We start from the raw sequence: 17,049 nt of genomic DNA, 5'->3' as shown, positions 1-17,049 counted from the left end.
TGACTTCGCCTGCCCGGGGCCCGACTGTCGGGACCACGCAAGCCCGAAAGTCCCCGTCCCCGGGAGAAATCCGTGTCGATTTCCACCACGGGCGTGCTCCCGCGCGCCCGGAAACGCGCCGACCGGCCGCCGCGCCGAAGCGCGCGCCGGCCCGACCTGCGGCGCTGGATCAGCCCGGTGGTGCTCATCGCCGCCTGGCAGATCGCCAGCGCCACCGGCGTCCTGCCGCCCGACAAGCTCAGTTCACCGTGGACGGTCGTGCAGGCCGGCGTCGAAGTCGCGCGCACCGGCGAACTCGGCAACGCGTTCGCCGTGTCGCTCGGGCGCGTCGGCGCCGGGTTCGCGATCGGTGCCGTCGTCGGCGTGGTGCTGGGGATCGTGTCCGGGCTGTCGCGCTGGGGCGAGGTGCTGGTCGACCCGCCCGTGCAGATGCTGCGCACGCTGCCGTTCCTCGGACTGATCCCGCTGTTCATCCTGTGGTTCGGCATCGGCGAGGAAACCAAGATCGTGCTCGTCGCTCTCGGGGTGGCGTTCCCGCTCTACCTCAACGTCCATTCCGGAATCCGCAGCGCCGACCCGAACCTCGTCGAAGCCTCGCGGGCGCTGGGGTTCAGCCGCGCGGAACGGCTCTGGCACGTGGTGATCCCCGGCGCGCTCCCGCAGGCCCTCGTCGGGCTCCGGCAGTCGCTGGGCATCGCCTGGCTCGCGCTGATCGTCGGGGAGACGGTCAACGCCGACGCCGGGGTCGGCTACCTCATCAACAACGCGCGGGAGTTCCTGCGCACCGACGTCGTGGTCGTCGGCCTCGTCCTGTACGCCCTGCTCGGCCTGGTCACCGACGCGCTGGTCCGGCTGCTCGAACGGAAGGTGCTGCGGTGGCGAACCCGGTAGCGGAGGTCCGCGACCTCACGAAGAAGTTCGGGGACCGGACGATCCTCAGTGGACTGGATCTGACGGTCGAGCGCGGCGAGTTCGTGGCGTTGCTGGGCCGCAGCGGGTCGGGCAAGTCGACACTGCTGCGGGTGCTCGCCGGTCTGGACGAGGACGTCGAGGGCCAGGTGGTGGTGGCCGGGACGGTCTCGGTCGCCTTCCAGCAGCCGCGGCTGCTGCCGTGGCGGAAGGTGTGGCGCAACGTCGTGCTCGGCCTGCGCCAGGACGGCGTGTCGAAGGCCCGCAACCGCGCGCTGGCCGAGAAGGCGCTCGCCGAGGTGCACCTGACCGAGCACGCCGACGACTGGCCGCTGACGCTGTCCGGCGGCGAGGCCCAACGCGTCTCGCTGGCCCGTGCTCTGGTGCGCGAACCCGGCCTGCTCCTGCTCGACGAGCCGTTCGGCGCCCTCGACGCGTTGACGCGGATCGCGATGCACGGGCTGGTCGTGGACCTGTGGCGGCGGCACCAGCCGGGCGTGCTGCTGGTGACCCACGACGTGGACGAGGCCCTGCGGCTCGCCGGCCGGGTCCTGGTGCTCGACGGCGGCCGGATCGTGGCCGAACACCGGCCGCGCGAAGCCGGCCACGACGACCTCCGCCGGCGCGTGCTGGCGGACCTGGGGGTGACCGAAGATGCGGTGGCGTAACGGAATCGCGGTGTTCGCGGCGGCGCTGGCGCTGGCCGGCTGCGGCTCGGCGACCGGCACCGATCCGGCGGCGGTACCGGGCCCGGTGAGCGCGGCGGACCTGGCCAAGGTGACGCTCAAGGTCGGCGACCAGAAGGGCGGCGTCAAGTCGCTGCTCACCGCGGCCGGCCTGCTCGACGGCACGCCGTACAAGATCGAATGGTCGACGTTCACCTCCGGGCCGCCGCTGCTCGAAGCCGCGTCGGCCGGCGCGATCGACGTCGGCCGGGTCGGCAACACCCCGCCGATCTTCGCGGCCGCGGCGAAGGCCAAGATCAAGGTGATCAGCGTGGCACGCAGCAACGTCGAGCGGGAGGCCATCCTCGTTCCGCCCGATTCGACGCTGCCGGACGTCGCCGCGTTGAAGGGCAAGACGATCGGCGTCGCCAAGGGCAGCTCGGCGCACGGGCAGCTGCTGAACACGCTGCACAACAACGGCTTGTCCACAAAGGACGTCAAGCTGAGCTTCCTGCAGCCGGCGGAGGCCTACGCCGCGTTCACCCAGCACACGATCGACGCCTGGGCGATCTGGGACCCCTACACCGCGCAAGCCCAGATCGAAGCGCACGCCCGGGTGCTGGCCGACGGCCGGGGCGCGTCGAACGGGCTCGGCTTCCTGACCGCGAGCACCGCCGCGCTCGCCGATCCCGGCAAGAACTCGGCGCTGCGGGACTTCGCCGTCCGGGTCGTCAAGGCGCAGAAGTGGGCCGACACGCACCGCCCGGAGTGGGCGCAGGCGTGGGCGAAGGAGACCGGGCTGAAGCTCGAAGTCGCGCAGAAGACCGTCGACGCGGGCCGCGACCAGCCGGTCGCGCTGGACGACTCGGTGATCGCGTCCGAACAACAGCTCGCGGACGCCTTCACCGAAGAGAAGACTCTGCCGGGGAAGGTGGACTTCGCCGCGTTCGCCGACCGGCGGTTCGCCCCCGACCTGGACCAGGCTAGGAGCAACGGATGACCATCACGCTGCACTGGTTCCTGCCCACCAGCGGCGACGGCCGCACGATCGTGGAACGCTTCCACGCCAACCGGTCCCTGGGCCCGTCGGCGCAACGCCAACCCGACCTGGACTACCTGGCCCAGGTCGCCCGCGCGGCCGAGCGACAGGGCTTCGAAGGCGTCCTGACGCCGACGGGCACGTGGTGCGAGGACGCCTGGCTTACGACGGCCGCGCTGATCCGCGAGACGACCCGGCTGAAGTTCCTGGTCGCGTTCCGCCCCGGGGTCATCTCGCCGACGCTCGCCGCGCAGATGGCCGGCACCTTCCAGCGGCTGTCGGAGGGGCGGGTACTGCTCAACATCGTCACCGGTGGCGACGCGGTCGAGCAGCGGCGGTTCGGTGACTGGCACGACCACGACGCCCGGTACGCGCGCACCGACGAGTTCCTGACGATCGTCCGCGGCGTCTGGTCCGGGCAGCCCTTCACCTTCGAAGGCGAGCACCTGCGCGTCGAAGGCGCGACGACGCTGGCCGCGCCGGACCCGGTGCCGCCGATCTACTTCGGCGGGTCGTCGCCGGCCGCGCTGCCCGTCGCCGCGCGGCACGCCGACGTCTACCTGACCTGGGGCGAGCCGCCCGCGCAGGTGGCGGAGAAGATCGGCAAGGTCCGCGCGCTGGCCGGCGACCGGCCGATCCGGTTCGGCGTCCGGCTGCACACGATCTCGCGCGACACGTCGGCCGAGGCGTGGGCGGAGGCGCAGAAGCTGCTGGACGCGCTGAGCCCGGAGCAGGTCGCGAAGGCGCAGGCGCAGCTGGCCGCGAGCGAGTCGGTCGGGCAGCAGCGGATGGTCGCGCTGCACGGCGGCCGGACGGACGGAGGGGTCCGCGGGCTGGAGATCCACCCGAACCTGTGGGCCGGGGTCGGCTTGGTCCGCGGCGGTGCGGGGACCGCGCTGGTGGGCAGTCACAGCGAAGTCGCCGACTTGATCGAGGAGTACCACAGCGTCGGCGTCAGCGAGTTCGTGCTGTCGGGCTACCCGCACCTGGAGGAGGCGTACTGGTTCGGCGACGGCGTCCGGCCCGAGCTGGCCCGGCGTGGCCTGCTGAAGGAGTACTAACCCCAGCGGGTCGAGGCGTAGACGACGATGTTGTCGCGGTAGGACCGCTTCGCCGCGTCGAAGCTGCCGCCGCAGGTGATGAGCCGCAGCGCGCTGCCCGGCGCGGGTCCGTACACCGCGTCGGTCGGGAACGCGTTCTTCGGGTAGCGCTGGACGGTGTCCACGACGAACCGGGTCTCCTGGCCGTCGGAGCGCGTGACGAACACCGGGTCGCCGTCGCGCAGGTCGCGCAGCCGGAAGAACGGCGCCGGGCCGGACCGGGAGTCGACGTGCGCGGCGATCACCGCCGGCCCGGGGTCTCCCGGGACCGGGCCGGCGGCGTACCACCCGACGTCTTCGAAGCGCGCCGGGGCTTCGAGCTGGTGGTCCGCGCCCAGCCCGAGCGGTACGAGCGCGGGTGCGTCGACGCCGATCGCGGGAATCCGCAGCCGCACCGGACGGACTTCGGCCGCGGTGGGCAGCGGCTTCGGCCCGGTCGCCGTCTCCGCCGGGGTGGTCGCCGCCGTCGGTGGCGCCGCGGGCGGCGGAGCCGGGGCGCAGCCCGCCACCACCAGGGCGGCGACGAGCAGCGCGCCGACGTCACCGCGCACGAGCCGCCCGGCGTCCCACGACGAACGCGGCCAGCAGCCCGGCCACCGCGAAGGCCGGCCACAGCGGCGTCCCGGACGGCGACGCCGTGCCACCACCGCCGGTTTCGACGCCCAGCTTCGGCGGCTGGGGCAGCGAAGCGCCGTCGGAGATCGGGTTCGCCTTCAGCACGCCGTTGTTCTCGAGGACGAACACGGTCGTCGAACTCCCGGCCTTGACGTCGACCTCAGGGCTGGTCTTCGCGGTACCGCTGCGCAACTGCAACGGCCAGCGTCCTTGCGGCACGTCGACGTAGGGCGAGGTGAAGCCGTAGGGCGCGTCCTGGGCGAGCAGGACACCCGGGCCGTCGACCGAGACCGGCGCTATAGCCGCCGACCCTTCGACGATCCGCAGGCGCCCCTTGCCCGCCGCGGGCGCGGTGAGGTCGTCGGTGACCAGGGTGCCCTTGAGCGTTCTGCCCGGGCCGTTCGTGAACACCAGCAGCGAATACGCGGACCGCTCGGCGATCTCGATGGTCGCCGACAGCGCGGGCGGCGTGCTGGACGCGGCGTCGGCGGGCCGCATCGACAGCGTGTACTTCCCGGGGTCGAGCGAGGAGTACGGCGTGACGGCGCCGTAGCCGGCCTTGCGGATGACGACCTTCTCGGCCTGCCCGAACGGCGCGAAGTAGATGTCCACCGGCGGGACCTTGGGGGAGAGGTGACCGACCCGGATCCAGCCGACGCCCGGGCCGGGGGCGGTCGCCGCCTCGGCCGTGACCGGCGTCAGCGCGACGAGCAGGAGGGCTGCGGCGGCCAGCCCGCCGGGTCTGAGCAGGAGCTGGGGAAGAGTGCGCATCGGAGGGCCTCTTTTCACCGGATCAGGGAGAGGAGAACGGGACGAGCAGTCCCGGGGGTGCGAACAGCGGGTAGGTGACGAGCACGCCGCCGCCGGTCCGGACGACCGACGAGGGGCGGAACAGGTCGCGCTGGCCGGTGTAGAACGCGGCCGCGCCGTCTTCACCGCCGGTGAGCAGCACCCGTCGGCGGGGTTGCCCGGCGGGGTCTTCGCCGGGGACTTCGGGGAACGCCGTGACCCGGACCGGCTGCAGCGCCGCGAGCGCGGCGATCGTCGCGATCAGCCGGGGGTCGACGCGGCCCGCGCGCAGCGGGACGGCGGCGTCCGGGGTGAAGGTGATCCGGGCCGACGCCTGGAGGGCCTCGCCCGCGTGGGCGCGGGCCGACGCTTCCGACGGCGCGGCCGGGTCGGCGGGCGGCAGCCCGAGGCGCGAGACGGTGACGCGGCCGTCGCCGGTGCCGAACACCGCGGTCGCGCCGGAGCCGTCGAAAGCCGCGTCGAGGGCCGGGTAGCGGTTCCGGAGATCGGTCTCGTCGGCGGCGAAGACGGCCCATTCGGCGGGCGGGCAGGTCGCCGCGCACGCGGCGGGCGCGACGAGCATGCCGGTCGGCCAGCCCGCCTTCGCCAGCTCGGCCCAGGCGCCGTCGTCGACCAGCACGCGGGCGCCGGAAGCGTTGACCCGCAACCAGTTCCCCGCGTCGGCCAGGGATCCGCCCCGGTCCGCCGCCGGCCGCAGCGCGGGGTAGCCGTACGCCCAGCCGACGGCGACCATCGCGACGAGCACGACCGCGGCGAGCGCGGTGCCGGTCTGCCGCCGAGCTTCCCAGCGGTGGGCCGCGCCGCGCTGCCGGGTCACGGCCTGGACGACGCCGGCCAGCAGCAGCGGCGTCACCGGCAGCAGCAGCGCGAGGACGGCGGTGTCCGGCACGCCGGGGACGAGCAGGGCCGCGACGAGAAGCAATCCGGAGACCGCGAACGGCCGCAGCGCCGTCACGGCCAGGGCGGCCACGAGGGCGACGGTCGACAGCACCGCCCAGGCCGGGTCGAGCGCGACCCAGTCGGCGACCGAGGGGCGGCCCGAAGCCGCCAGGTGCGGCCGCAGGAGCCCCGCCGCCGGGCCGAACGCGATGCCGAGCCCGAGGTTGAGCAGCACCGCCACGAGCGCGGCCCGCACGGGCGCGCGCCGCACCAGCAGCCAGCCGGCCGCGGGCAGGAAGACCAGCGCCAGTGGCGACGTGAGCACGGCCGCCAGCAGGCAGACCGCGGCCAGGACGTCGTGCCGGATCCGGGCGTCGGGCCGGGTGAGCAGCACCAGCGCGCCCAGCGCCCACACCGCCGCCAGGTGTTCGACGACGACCAGCCGCTGCAGGCCGAGCGCCAGCGGGGACGCCGCGAGCAGCAGCACCGCGGCCGCCGCCGCCCAGCGCGTCAGGCCGAGCCGCCGGGCCAGCACCCACAGCAGCAGCGCGCCGAGCACGGCGACGACGAGCATCGTTTCGCGGACCGCCACGAGCGCCGTGGCCGAGCGCCCGAAGGCGTCCGAAACCATGGTGTAGGCCGAAAGCTGCCACCAGCCGAACGGGCTGACCCCGCCGCCGCCCGCGTCGGTGAACGCCGTGAAGTGCCCGAGCGCGTAGGCGTGCGCGACGTTCACGGCTTCGGCGGGCAGGGCCGGGGCCGGCGCGGCGAGGTAGAGCACCCGCAGGCCGCCGGCCAGCGCCAGCAACGCCAGCACGACGTCGAGCGACAGCAACCGGTGCGCGGCCACCGGTTCGGAGAGCGTCGCGGGGGAGCGGCCCGAGACCGTCGTCCCCCGGCTGTGCTGGGCCATTGGACGGATCGTAGCCGCTCCCGATCACCCGTCCAGCTCGGGAGGGTTACGTCAGCCGGTCGGCCCAGTGGCCGGAAAAGCCTTGTCCCGCAAGATTATTTCCGACTGTCCGGAGTGGATCCGGAGAGTGTCCGGGTCAACGCGAGCGCGACCGTCCGGACGGCGGGCGCAACCCGTTCGGTCCGCATCCGGTTGGCCCAGCCGGAAATCGAGACCGCGGCCACCGCCTCGCCGCGGGCGTCGAGCAGCGGGCTCGCCGCGCACACGACGCCGACGCCGGACTCTTCGCGCTCCAACGCGATCCCGTCTTCGCGGACCCGTGTCAGCTGTCGCCGCAACAGACCGGGCGCGGTGATCGTCTTCGGGCTCATCCTGGGTAATCCGGCGTCGATGACCTGGTTCACCACGGATTCCGGAGAGAACGCGAGGATCGCCTTGCCGACGCCGGTGGCGTGCGCGGGGAACCGCCCGCCGATCCGCGACGGCAGTGTCGGCGCGTCCGGGCCGCGCAGCACGTCGAGGTAGACGACTTCGGTGCCTTCGAGGATCGCGAGGTGGACGGTGTTGCGGGTCGCCTCGCGCAGGTCGGCGAGGTAGGGCCGGGCCGCTTCGACCAGTCCACGGCGGGGCGAGGCCAGTTGGCCGATTTCGAACAGCCGCAGCCCCAGCCGCACCGCACCCCCCTCGCGGGTGAGGAGGCCGGTGTCGGCCAGGTGACCGGCCAACCGGTGCACCGTCGTCTTCGCCAGCCCGGTCCGGCGGGCCAGTTCGGACACGCCGAGGGCGTCGTCGCCCGGCCGGAAGGCTTCCAGCAGCGCGGCGAGCCGGGCCGCGACGAGTCCGTCGCCGCTCGCGCCGTCGTTCCGCCCAGCGGTACGCATGGGTTGAGTGTGCCCGATCCGCCGCGCGACTGTCACCGGGTCGGCAAGGAGGTGGACGTCAGTGGTCGTCGGCGCCGAGCACGAGTTTGACGCAGTGGGCGACGAGCCGCTCGCGCGAGACCTTCAGCGAGCCGTCGAGGTAGGCGATGAAGACGTTGCTCAGCGCACCCACCAGCCCGACGGCGACCATCCGGCGCTCGGTCTCGTCGCCGTGGGACAGCTGTTCGCCGACGAGCGCGGCGAACACCGGCAGCAGGTGCAGCCCGCGGCGGGTCAGCGCGGGGTCGGTCAGCGGCGCGAGCAGCAGGATCCGGCCCTTGCGGGGGTCGTCCACGATCAGCTCGACGAACGCGCGGACGGCGTTCTCGGCCCGCAGCACGGGCGTCGGCGCGTCCCGGACCGCGTCCACGAGGGCTTGCCGGGCCTGCTCGCCGACGTGCTCGTAGACGGCGGCGACCAGCTCTTCGCGGTCGGTGAAGCTCTCGTAGAAGTAGCGCTCGGTGAGCTTCGCCCGCCGGCACACCGCGCGCACGCTCGTCCCGGCCGAGCCTTCGGTGCCCAGCAGCTCGAGACCCGCGGAGACGAGCTGCGCGCGCCGCTGCGCCTTGCGGTCGTCCAGGGTCGTGCCCGCCCACGTGCGGCCCGGCATGATCACTCCTCGGTTGACTACGTGTGTTGTCAGATCCTAGCCTGACAACAGCCGTAGTCAGTCGGACTCGACGAGGAGAGCCGCCGATGACCCGCGAAGGACCCCAGCCGCTGGGCCCCGACTCGCTGACGTGGAAGTACTTCGGCGACTGGCGCGGCCTGCTGATCGCGCTGTGGGCCGGGTCGATGCAGAACATGCACCCGGGCCTCGGCGCCGGCGTCGAGCAGCACTCGCGGTTCTTCGAGGAACGCTGGCAGCGGCTGTTCCGCTCGCTGTACCCGATCGGCGGGGTCGTCTACGACGGCCCGCGCGCGCACGCGACGGCCCTGGAGGTCCGCGGCTACCACGACCGCATCAAGGGCGTCGACGCGCGAGGCCGGCGCTACCACGCGCTCGACCCGGACACGTACTACTGGGCGCACTCGACGTTCTTCGTCAGCACGATCCTCATCGCCGACCACTTCATGGGCGGTATCGGCGAGGCGGAGAAGCGGCGGCTGTTCGACGAGCACGTCACGTGGTGGCGGATGTACGACATGACCATGCGGCCGGTGCCCGGGAGCTGGGAGGACTTCCAGCGCTACTGGAAGCACATGTGCGCCGAGGTCCTGGAGGACAACAAGGCCACCCGGGACGTCCTCGACCTGCGGGGGATCGCGAAACCGCCGTTCCTGCCGTGGCTGCCGGACGTGCTGTGGCGGCCGGTGAGCGCGCTGGTCGCGAAGAACTTCCGCTGGCTGACCATCGGGCTCTACGACCGCGAGGTCCGCGACCTGCTCGGCTTCCGCTGGTCGGAGCGCGACGCCCGCCGGCACCGCCGGGTGGGGAAGCTGATCAACGCCGTCTTCAAGCTCGTCCCGCACGACCGCCGCTACCACCCGCGGGCACGCGCCGGCTGGCGCCGCGCGCGCGGCGAGGTGGCTCCGGACGCCGCCTTGGTCGAGACTCCACGCAGGAACCTGCCGCCGCTGTCCGAGCGGGGCAAGCCGGAGCACTACGCGCCGAACGTCTAGGAGGCATTCGTGAAGCTGGGATTCCACGTCGGGTACTGGGGCAGCGGGCCGACGCCGGGCGCGCTGGAAGCCGTGCTGAAGGCCGAGGAGCTCGGTTTCGACTCGGTGTGGACGGCGGAGGCGTACGGCTCGGACGCGTTCACGCCGCTGGCCTGGTACGGCGCGTCCACCAGCCGGATCCGGCTCGGCACGAACATCGTGCAGATGTCCGCGCGCACCCCGACCGCGACGGCGATGAGCGCGATGACACTGGACCACCTCTCCGGCGGCCGGATGGTGCTCGGGCTGGGCGCGTCCGGCCCGCAGGTCGTCGAGGGCTGGTACGGGCAGCCGTACCCGAAGCCCCTGGCGCGGACGCGGGAGTACGTGGACATCGTCCGGCAGGTGATCGCCCGCGAGGCCCCGGTGACCCTGGACGGCCAGCACTACCAGCTGCCGCTCCACGGCGGCACCGGGCTCGGGAAGGCGCTGAAGCCGACCGTGCACCCGCTGCGCAGGGAGATCCCGATCCACCTGGCCGCGGAAGGCCCGAAGAACGTCGCCCTCTCGGCCGAGATCGGCGACGGCTGGCTGCCGCTGTTCTTCTCCCCGAAGAGCAACGCCTTCTACAAGGCCGCCCTCGAGGAAGGGTTCGCCCGCGAGGGTGCCCGGCACACGCTGGAGACGTTCGAGGTGCCGTGCTCGATCCCGGTGATCGTGCACGACGACGTCGAAGAGGCGGCTTCGTGGATCAAGCCGTCCCTCGCGTTGTACATCGGCGGCATGGGCGCGAAGAGCGTGAACTTCCACCACGACGTCTTCGCCCGCCTCGGCTACGAGGACGTCGCCGACAAGGTCCAGGAGCTGTACCTGGCCGGCCGCAAGGACGAGGCGACCGCCGCGATCCCGACGTCACTGGTGGAGGACACGTCGCTGATCGGGCCGGCCGCCAAGATCCGCGACGAGCTGCAGGCCTGGGAGGAAACGGTGGTCACGCAGCTGCTCCTGCGCGGTGACGCGGCGACGCTGGAGAAGATCGCCCGCGCGCTCGGCTAGCGCGGGGCCCCGGTCGTGGCCTTGGTCACGACGATGGCACGATTCCCCTCGACCACTACCGGGTGCGCGCCGAGATCGAATACTCATGGCCTGCACCCGGTACGCCGTTTCGAGGAGGACCATGACGACGCTGTCCGGCCGGACGAGGTTCCGCTATTCGCTCGGCTCGTTCGTCACCGGCTCCTTCGGCACGGTCCCCGGCCTGGTCCTGGTCAAGTACCTGACCGACACCATGGCCGTGCCCGCCGGCTGGGCCGCCGCGATCGTCTTCGTGCCCAAGGCCTGGGACTTCTTCTTCAACCCGGTCGCGGGCCGGCTGTCCGACGCCGACCTGATCAAGACCGGCAGCCGGCGGCGCTTCCTGCTGATCGGCGGCATCGGGGTCGCGATCCTGTTCGCGGCGATGTTCGCCCACCCCGGCTTCGGGAGCCCGCTGCCGGACGCGCTGTACGTGGCGGTCATGTTCGCCGCCTGCGCCACCGCGTACGCGCTGTTCCAGGTGCCGTTCAACGCGCTGCCCGCCGAGCTGACCGAGTCGGCGACCGAGCGGACGAAGCTGACCAGCGTCCGGATCGGCGTGCTGGCCGTGACGATCCTGATCTGCGGCGGCGGCGCCCCGGCGATCACCGCCGCGATCGAAGGCGTCGCCGGCTACCGGATCATGGCCGTGGTGATCGGGCTGATCGTGCTGGCCGCGACGCTGCTGGTGTACTTCGGCCTCAAGGACGCGCCGGTCGGGTCGCTGCGGCCGAACACCGTGAACCTCAAGGAGCTCGTCAGCACGCTCGCCGGCTGGCGGCCGTTCCGCTGGCTGCTCGGCACGTACTTCATCCAGGCGCTGGGCATCGGCACGGTGCTCGCCGCGATCCCGTTCTTCGCCCAGCGCATCCTCGGCGACGACGCCTACGGCACGATCCTGTTCGTCATCTTCGTCGGCCCGGCGCTGGTCACCATGCCGCTGTGGCCGCGCCTCGGCGACCGCGTCGGCAAGCTCAACGGCTTCCGGCTCGCGACCGCGGCGTTCGCGATCGGCCTGCTGGGCCTGGTGTTCGCCCAGTCGATCCCGCTGGTCGTGTCGTTCGTCTTCGTGGCGCTCTGCGGCGTCGGCTACGCGGGGATCTCGGTGTTCCCGCTGGCGATCCTGCCGGACCTGATCACCGCCGAGGAGGAGCGCACCGGCGAGACCCGCGCGGGGATCGCGGCCGGCGTGTGGACGGCGGGGGAGACGCTCGGGCTGGCCTTCGGCGGCGGCCTCTGGGCGCTCATCCTGGCGTTCGGCGGGTACGTGTCCAGCACGGACGCGACGGCCTTCCAGCCGCACAGCGCGATCGTGGCGATCCTGATCGGGTCGTCGATCATCCCCGGCGTGCTCATCGCGCTGGCGCTGCCGATGCTGCGGCGCAAGGTCCTGGAACCGCGGCATGAACCCGCCTGAGGACGTCCTCGCGCGGCTGCGGGAGCTGCGCGCGGGTGACCTGCCGACGCACGGCGGGCGCACCCTGGCCTACGTCTACGACAGCGGGCTGTCCGAAGTGGACTCCCTCGGCGCGGCGGCGCACGCGCTGGCGTCGTCGGCCAACGGCCTCGACCCGACGGCGTTCCCGAGCCTGCTGCGCATGGAGAACGACCTCGTCGCGGCGGCTTCTTCGTTGCTCGGTGACGTTCCCGGCGTCGTCGGCTCGGTGACGTCCGGCGGTACGGAGTCGTGTCTGCTGGCGGTGCTCGCGGCCCGCGACGCGCGGCCCGACGTTTCGTCGCCGTCGATCGTGCTGCCGACCACCGCGCACGCGGCGTTCCACAAGGCGGCGCACCTGTTCGGGCTGCGCCGGATCGACGTCCCGGTCGACCCGGTGACGTTCCGCGCCGACCCGGCGGCGATGGCCGCGGCGATCGACGACTCGACGGTGCTGGTGGTGGCGAGCGCGCCGTCGTACGCCCACGGCGTGCTGGACCCGATCGCGTCGATTGCGGCGGCCGCTCTCGAGCGCGGGGTCCGGATGCACGTCGACGCGTGCATCGGCGGCTGGGTGTTGCCGTACTTCGCCCGCCTCGGCGCCGACGTGCCGCCGTTCGACTTCCGCGTCCCCGGTGTCACGAGCATTTCGGTGGACCTGCACAAGTACGCGTACTGTCCGAAAGGGACGTCGGTGCTGCTGCACGCGTCGGCGGAGCTGCGGCGCTCGCACTACTTCGCGAGCGCGGCCTGGCCCGGCTACACGATGCTGAACACGACGATCCAGAGCACCCGCTCGGGCGGCCCGCTCGCGGCGGCGTGGGCGGTGGTCCGCCACCTCGGCGAGGACGGGTACCTTTCGTTGGCGGCGTCCACGCGGGAAGCGGTTTCCCGGATCCGCTCCGGCATCTCCGAGATCCACGGCCTGCGCGTGCTGGGCGACCCGGTGTCCACGCTGATCGCGTTCACCGGCGACGACGGCTTCGACCTGTTCACGGTGGCCGACGAGATGAAGGTCCGCGGCTGGTACGTCCAGCCGCAGTTCGCTTTCGAAGCGTCACCGGTGAACCTGCACCTGACGGTGACGGCGGCGAACCACGGCAGCGAGAAGGAGTTCCTGACCGACCTCGCGGCTTCGGTCGACGCGGCTCGCGAGGCGGGCCCGGTCGTGATCGACCCGGCGGTCGCGGAGTTCGTCGCGGCGCTGGACCCGGCGACCTTGACGTCGGAACAGTTCGCGGGCCTCCTCGCCGCGGCCGGCCTCGGCTCCGGCGCGGGCCTGCCGGACCGGATGGCGGAGATCAACGCGCTCCTCGCAACGGCACCGGCGCCGTTGCGGGAGCGGCTGTTGCTGGAGTTCCTGGGCGCGCTTTACACCCCATGAACGGCGTGCTGACCAGCGTCATCGCGGTCTGCGGAACCTTGGCCGGGTCCGCTCTGACCTACCTCTTCGCCCGTCTCACCGCGCGGCGGACGGAGAAAGCCGCCCGCGAGGAACGCCACCGGCAGGAACTGATCGCCGCGTGTGCGGAGTTCGCGGGCTCGATGACCGAACTCCGGCAGAGGGTGGTTTCCCTATGGTTCGTGCGGCAACTGGACCCGGACGGGGCAGCGGCGCGCGCCGCGTTCACGGAGGCGGACCAGAGCGGGGCGGCGGCCGACCGGGCGCGGTTCGCGGTCCGGCTGCTCACCGGGAACCCCGAGATCCTCCGGCTCGCCGACGCCGCGTTCGACCCGGTCGGCGCCATCCGCAAGGCCGCGGATCGGGCCGAGCTCCGGGAGCACGAAGACCGCAGCCAGGAGATCCTGACCGCGTTCATCGAGGCCGCGGGCCGGCACCTCCGGTGAGGCGGCCGGCCGGGACCGGATCCCCAGCCGGCCCGCCCGCTACTGGTTTCGCGAAGCCAGGCCCGCGGGCGCCGACTTGACCGCGGCGTGGATGGCGTCGGCCAGCGCGAGCGCGTCCTCTTCGGTCAACTCGAGGGCGACGCGGGCCGAAGCGCCCAAGCCGGGGTTGCGGAAGTCGATGTTCACCGTGTGCGCGTACGGCGCGTGGACCGGGTGGTCTACGTACACGGTCCCTTCGTTCAACCGGAACCAGCCGCGGGCGCCCTTGCCGCTGCCCTCGAGCTCGAACTTCTCCGTCAGGTAAGTGCACATGGGTGAGGTCCTCTCAGGCGGTCAGCGTGCGGGAGTAGAAGTCGAGGATGCGTTCCCAGCCGTCCTTCGCGGCTTCCGGCCGGTAGCTCGGGCGGTCGACCGCGAAGAACGCGTGGCCCGCGCCCGCGTACGTGTGGAACTCGTGCTCCTTGCCCAGCTTCTCCAGCTCGGCCGCCAGCACGGCGACCTCGTCCGGGCTCGGGAACTGGTCGTCCGCCCCGAAGACCCCCAGCAGCGGGCACGACAGCTGCGAAGCCAGGCCCAGCAGCGGCTTCATCATCTTCATGGCCTCGGGCGGGTCGTTGACGACGAAGGCGCCGTAGCAGTCGACCGCCGCGTCGAGGTCCAGGGAACACGCGGACAGGAACGCGTGCCGCCCGCCCGAGCAGTGCCCGATGACGCCGACCCGGCCGTTGGCGTTTTCCAGGGCGCGCAGGTAGTCCGCCGCGCCCGAGACGTCGCCGACCAGGCGGTCGTCGGGGATGCCGCCGGCCGCGCGGACCGTCGCCGCTGCGTCGTCCGGGTCCGCGCCCGGCGCTTCGCGCGTGTAGAGGTTCGGGCAGAGCGCGTTGTAGCCCTCGACGGCGAAGCGGCGCACCATCTCCTTGGTCGCCGCGTCGTAGCCGGGCAGGTGGTGGATGACCACGACCCCGCCGCGCGGGGTCGTGTCGGTCGGTTTGGCCAGGTACGCCTCGAGCTCGTCCCCGCCGTGGCCGGTGATGGTGACGGTCCCGGCGACGATCTCGTCGGTCATCGGTTCTCCTTCGATCCCTCGGGGGTGTGGAAGTAGCGCTTGCCGCGCGAGGCGGACGCCGCCGCGGCGACGACGGCCATCACCGCGGCCGCGGTGAACACGACCACCAGGCCGTGGTGGAACGGGCCGGAAACGAGCTGGGGGAAGAACTCCCCGCCGGTCAGAGCCGAGCGGTCCGCCGGGGACAGCCCGGCCAGGACGTCCGGACCCAGCAGGTGCCCGACCGGGTTGCTGCCGAGGAACGCCGCGAACAACGTGCTGACCGGGGGCAGCTGCGCGACGCCGTCGGCGACGGCGGCCGGGACGCCGTGGGCCTGCAGCCCGCCGGTCAGCGTCTGGGGGAGCGACGACGCCAGCCCGGCGATCATCAGCGAGAAGAACACGCCGATCGACAGCGACGTCCCGGAGTTCTGGAACGTCGCCCGCATGCCGGACGCGACCCCGCGCTGCTCGGTCGGCACGCTGCTCATGATCGCCGAGGTGTTCGGCGCGGAGAACATGCCCTGGCCGATCCCGCTCAGCACGAGCAGCGCGGCGAACGCGGGGTAGGGGAAGTCCACCGGCAGGGCCAGCAGGCCGAGGAACGCCGCCGCGACCAGCAGCAGCCCGCCGGTCGAGAACAGCCGGGCCCCGAACCGGTCGGACAGGTAGCCCGAAACCGGCCCGGCGATGAGGAAGCCGACGGTCAGCGGCAGCATGTAGATGCCGGCCCACAGCGGGGTGCGCTCGTAGTCGTAGCCGTGCAGGGGCAGCCAGATCCCCTGCAGCCAGATGATGAGCATGAACTGCATGCCACCACGGGCGACCGAAGTCAGCAACGCGGCGATGTTGCCGGCGGCGAACGCGCGGATCTTGAACAGGCTCAGCTGGAACATCGGCGCGGCGACCCGGGTCTCGATGACGCCGAACAGCAGGAGCAGCAGCACGCCGGCGCCGATCCCGCCGAGCACCCAGGGGCTGCCCCAGCCGGTCGCGGCGTCTCCGTAGGGCTGGATGCCGTAGGTGATCGCGGCCAGCAGCAACGCGGTCCCGGCGGCGAAGGTGATGTTGCCGCCCCAGTCGACCTTCGCGCGCTTCGGCGTCCCGACTTCGCGCAGGCTGCGGATCGACCAGATCGTGCCGAGCAGCCCGAACGGCACGCTCACCCAGAACACCGCGCGCCAGTCGATCTCGGCGAGCAGCCCGCCGACGACCAGGCCGAGGAACTGCCCGGCCAGCGCGGTGATCTGGTTGACGCCGAGCGCCATCCCGCGTTGTTCCGCCGGGAAGGCGTCGGTCAGGATCGCGGCCGAGTTCGCCGTCAGCATCGACCCGCCGACGGCCTGGACGATCCGCCAGCCGATCAGCCACAACGCGCCACCACCGGCGTGGAACGGGTCGAACGACAAGGCCACCGACGCGACGCTGAAGACGACGAAGCCGAGGTTGTACATCTTGACCCGGCCGAACATGTCGCCGAGCCGCCCGAGCGTCACCACCAGCACGGCCTGCACCAGCAGGTAGCCGAGGATCATCCAGAGCAGGTAGCCGATGTTGCCGGGCGCGAGGGGGTCGAGCCCGATGCCGCGGAAGATCGCCGGCAGCGAGATGATCACGATCGAGCCGTCGAGCGCGGACATCAGCACGCCGAGCGTGGTGTTCGAGAGCGCGACCCACTTGTAGCGGCTCGGGGTTTCGGTGACGGTCACAGCTCGTCCGCCAGCCGCTCGATGAGCGGGATGGCCGCGATCAGCTCGCGCTGCTCGGCCGCGGTGAACTTCTCGGCCAGCGCGGTCGCCATCTTCTCCGTCGTCCGCGAACGGCGGTCGGTGAGCAGCTTGACGCCGGTTTCGGTGACCGACATCAGCACCTTGCGGCCGTCGGAGTCGTCCTTGCGCCGCTCGACGAGCCCGCGGTCGACGAGCCCGGCCAGCGTCACGCCCATGGCCTGCGGCTTGACGCGTTCGAGGTCGGCCAGACACCCGGGCGTGGCCGGGCCCTCCCGGTCGAGCCGGGAGAGCACCGACCGTTCGGGCAGCGTCAGCTCCCCGACGACGTACCCCTGCCGCAGCCGCCGGATCACCCGGCCCAGCGCGACGCGCAGGTCCGCGCTCGCCTGGAGGAGGTCCTCGTCCGTCACGATCGTCAACCTAGACTGATAAACCTGGGTTGATCAACTCGGACGGACCGGCCGC

18 protein-coding genes are annotated in these 17,049 nt (G+C 72.4%); 9 read left to right on the top strand and 9 right to left on the bottom strand.

Annotated elements, in window-relative coordinates; translation table 11 throughout:
* The first annotated feature begins 72 nt into the window (after positions 1 to 72).
* From ACIRSS_RS46260 to ACIRSS_RS46245, 4 genes are read left to right on the top strand one after another with little or no spacing between them, the layout of a single operon-like run.
* Entirely contained in the window at positions 73 to 891 is an 819-nt protein-coding gene (locus ACIRSS_RS46260) for an ABC transporter permease (protein WP_400907627.1), read from the top strand.
* A complete protein-coding gene (locus ACIRSS_RS46255) occupies positions 876 to 1,577 on the top strand; it encodes an ABC transporter ATP-binding protein (protein ID WP_400907624.1) in 702 nt (233 codons plus the stop codon). Before ACIRSS_RS46260 ends, ACIRSS_RS46255 begins: the two co-directional genes overlap by 16 nt.
* Positions 1,564 to 2,574: an ABC transporter substrate-binding protein gene (locus ACIRSS_RS46250; RefSeq protein WP_400907621.1), complete on the top strand. Its 1,011-nt coding sequence runs from the start codon at positions 1,564 to 1,566 to the stop codon at positions 2,572 to 2,574. Before ACIRSS_RS46255 ends, ACIRSS_RS46250 begins: the two co-directional genes overlap by 14 nt.
* Positions 2,571 to 3,674: an LLM class flavin-dependent oxidoreductase gene (locus ACIRSS_RS46245; RefSeq protein WP_400907618.1), complete on the top strand. Its 1,104-nt coding sequence runs from the start codon at positions 2,571 to 2,573 to the stop codon at positions 3,672 to 3,674. Before ACIRSS_RS46250 ends, ACIRSS_RS46245 begins: the two co-directional genes overlap by 4 nt.
* On the opposite strand, the gene ACIRSS_RS46240 is transcribed toward ACIRSS_RS46245, so the two are convergent.
* The 5 genes from ACIRSS_RS46240 to ACIRSS_RS46220 all read right to left on the bottom strand — a co-directional run bounded on the left by ACIRSS_RS46240 (position 3,671) and on the right by ACIRSS_RS46220 (position 8,460).
* Positions 3,671 to 4,264, bottom strand: coding sequence for a class F sortase (locus ACIRSS_RS46240; protein ID WP_400907615.1), 594 nt, complete (start codon positions 4,262 to 4,264; stop codon positions 3,671 to 3,673). The two genes, ACIRSS_RS46245 and ACIRSS_RS46240, sit on opposite strands and share 4 nt — an antisense overlap.
* Positions 4,254 to 5,099, bottom strand: coding sequence for a DUF4397 domain-containing protein (locus tag ACIRSS_RS46235; protein ID WP_400907614.1), 846 nt, complete (start codon positions 5,097 to 5,099; stop codon positions 4,254 to 4,256). Before ACIRSS_RS46235 ends, ACIRSS_RS46240 begins: the two co-directional genes overlap by 11 nt.
* 22 nt (positions 5,100 to 5,121) lie before the next feature.
* Positions 5,122 to 6,930, bottom strand: coding sequence for a glycosyl transferase (locus tag ACIRSS_RS46230; RefSeq protein WP_400907612.1), 1,809 nt, complete (start codon positions 6,928 to 6,930; stop codon positions 5,122 to 5,124).
* A gap of 95 nt (positions 6,931 to 7,025) precedes the next feature.
* Positions 7,026 to 7,811, bottom strand: a complete 786-nt coding sequence (locus ACIRSS_RS46225) for an IclR family transcriptional regulator (RefSeq protein ID WP_400907610.1) — start codon at positions 7,809 to 7,811, stop codon at positions 7,026 to 7,028.
* Positions 7,812 to 7,869: 58 nt separating this feature from the next.
* Positions 7,870 to 8,460: a TetR/AcrR family transcriptional regulator gene (locus tag ACIRSS_RS46220; protein ID WP_400907609.1), complete on the bottom strand. Its 591-nt coding sequence runs from the start codon at positions 8,458 to 8,460 to the stop codon at positions 7,870 to 7,872.
* Positions 8,461 to 8,546: 86 nt separating this feature from the next.
* Between ACIRSS_RS46220 and ACIRSS_RS46215 the strand changes: the two genes are divergently transcribed.
* From ACIRSS_RS46215 to ACIRSS_RS46195, 5 genes are all read left to right on the top strand, one after another.
* On the top strand, positions 8,547 to 9,473 hold the full coding sequence (locus ACIRSS_RS46215) for an oxygenase MpaB family protein (protein ID WP_400907607.1): 927 nt from the start codon (positions 8,547 to 8,549) through the stop codon (positions 9,471 to 9,473).
* Positions 9,474 to 9,482: 9 nt separating this feature from the next.
* Positions 9,483 to 10,508 carry an LLM class F420-dependent oxidoreductase gene (locus tag ACIRSS_RS46210; protein ID WP_400907604.1) on the top strand — a complete coding sequence of 342 codons (1,026 nt, stop codon included), beginning with the start codon at positions 9,483 to 9,485 and terminating at the stop codon, positions 10,506 to 10,508.
* A 121-nt stretch (positions 10,509 to 10,629) separates the two neighbouring features.
* Complete coding sequence (locus tag ACIRSS_RS46205) at positions 10,630 to 11,943, top strand: MFS transporter (RefSeq protein WP_400907601.1); 1,314 nt, start codon at positions 10,630 to 10,632, stop codon at positions 11,941 to 11,943.
* On the top strand, positions 11,930 to 13,345 hold the full coding sequence (locus tag ACIRSS_RS46200) for a pyridoxal phosphate-dependent decarboxylase family protein (protein ID WP_400907599.1): 1,416 nt from the start codon (positions 11,930 to 11,932) through the stop codon (positions 13,343 to 13,345). Before ACIRSS_RS46205 ends, ACIRSS_RS46200 begins: the two co-directional genes overlap by 14 nt.
* The gene (locus tag ACIRSS_RS46195; RefSeq protein ID WP_400907597.1) at positions 13,342 to 13,809 is read left to right on the top strand and encodes a hypothetical protein; all 468 of its coding nucleotides are present in this window, start codon (positions 13,342 to 13,344) and stop codon (positions 13,807 to 13,809) included. The genes ACIRSS_RS46200 and ACIRSS_RS46195 overlap by 4 nt, the downstream gene beginning before the upstream one ends.
* A gap of 39 nt (positions 13,810 to 13,848) precedes the next feature.
* Here ACIRSS_RS46195 and ACIRSS_RS46190 read toward each other — a convergent pair whose 3' ends face one another.
* The 4 genes from ACIRSS_RS46190 to ACIRSS_RS46175 are packed head-to-tail and all read right to left on the bottom strand — an operon-like array spanning position 13,849 to position 16,994.
* Positions 13,849 to 14,121: a DUF6295 family protein gene (locus ACIRSS_RS46190; RefSeq protein ID WP_400873157.1), complete on the bottom strand. Its 273-nt coding sequence runs from the start codon at positions 14,119 to 14,121 to the stop codon at positions 13,849 to 13,851.
* 13 nt (positions 14,122 to 14,134) lie between these two features.
* Entirely contained in the window at positions 14,135 to 14,875 is a 741-nt protein-coding gene (locus ACIRSS_RS46185; protein ID WP_400907594.1) for a dienelactone hydrolase family protein, read from the bottom strand.
* Positions 14,872 to 16,563: an MFS transporter gene (locus tag ACIRSS_RS46180; RefSeq protein ID WP_400907592.1), complete on the bottom strand. Its 1,692-nt coding sequence runs from the start codon at positions 16,561 to 16,563 to the stop codon at positions 14,872 to 14,874. Before ACIRSS_RS46180 ends, ACIRSS_RS46185 begins: the two co-directional genes overlap by 4 nt.
* Positions 16,560 to 16,994 carry a MarR family winged helix-turn-helix transcriptional regulator gene (locus ACIRSS_RS46175; protein ID WP_230863148.1) on the bottom strand — a complete coding sequence of 145 codons (435 nt, stop codon included), beginning with the start codon at positions 16,992 to 16,994 and terminating at the stop codon, positions 16,560 to 16,562. The genes ACIRSS_RS46180 and ACIRSS_RS46175 overlap by 4 nt, the downstream gene beginning before the upstream one ends.
* Positions 16,995 to 17,049: the final 55 nt, after the last annotated feature.

Origin of the sequence: Amycolatopsis sp. NPDC101161, from assembly GCF_044768185.1 — a bacterium.
In the GTDB taxonomy this organism is placed as follows: domain Bacteria; phylum Actinomycetota; class Actinomycetes; order Mycobacteriales; family Pseudonocardiaceae; genus Amycolatopsis.
This window is presented reverse-complemented; position numbering and strand designations above follow the sequence as displayed.

What these genes read in the sequence shown, in the direction of transcription:
- ACIRSS_RS46250 (WP_400907621.1), top strand. Translation starts at nt 1,564, where the DNA reads ATGCGGTGGCGTAACGGAATCGCGGTGTTCGCGGCGGCGCTGGCGCTG.
- ACIRSS_RS46245 (WP_400907618.1), top strand. Translation starts at nt 2,571, where the DNA reads ATGACCATCACGCTGCACTGGTTCCTGCCCACCAGCGGCGACGGCCGC.
- ACIRSS_RS46235 (WP_400907614.1), bottom strand. Translation starts at nt 5,099, where the DNA reads ATGCGCACTCTTCCCCAGCTCCTGCTCAGACCCGGCGGGCTGGCCGCC.
- ACIRSS_RS46230 (WP_400907612.1), bottom strand. Translation starts at nt 6,930, where the DNA reads ATGGCCCAGCACAGCCGGGGGACGACGGTCTCGGGCCGCTCCCCCGCG.
- ACIRSS_RS46225 (WP_400907610.1), bottom strand. Translation starts at nt 7,811, where the DNA reads ATGCGTACCGCTGGGCGGAACGACGGCGCGAGCGGCGACGGACTCGTC.
- ACIRSS_RS46220 (WP_400907609.1), bottom strand. Translation starts at nt 8,460, where the DNA reads ATGCCGGGCCGCACGTGGGCGGGCACGACCCTGGACGACCGCAAGGCG.
- ACIRSS_RS46215 (WP_400907607.1), top strand. Translation starts at nt 8,547, where the DNA reads ATGACCCGCGAAGGACCCCAGCCGCTGGGCCCCGACTCGCTGACGTGG.
- ACIRSS_RS46205 (WP_400907601.1), top strand. Translation starts at nt 10,630, where the DNA reads ATGACGACGCTGTCCGGCCGGACGAGGTTCCGCTATTCGCTCGGCTCG.
- ACIRSS_RS46200 (WP_400907599.1), top strand. Translation starts at nt 11,930, where the DNA reads ATGAACCCGCCTGAGGACGTCCTCGCGCGGCTGCGGGAGCTGCGCGCG.
- ACIRSS_RS46195 (WP_400907597.1), top strand. Translation starts at nt 13,342, where the DNA reads ATGAACGGCGTGCTGACCAGCGTCATCGCGGTCTGCGGAACCTTGGCC.
- ACIRSS_RS46190 (WP_400873157.1), bottom strand. Translation starts at nt 14,121, where the DNA reads ATGTGCACTTACCTGACGGAGAAGTTCGAGCTCGAGGGCAGCGGCAAG.
- ACIRSS_RS46185 (WP_400907594.1), bottom strand. Translation starts at nt 14,875, where the DNA reads ATGACCGACGAGATCGTCGCCGGGACCGTCACCATCACCGGCCACGGC.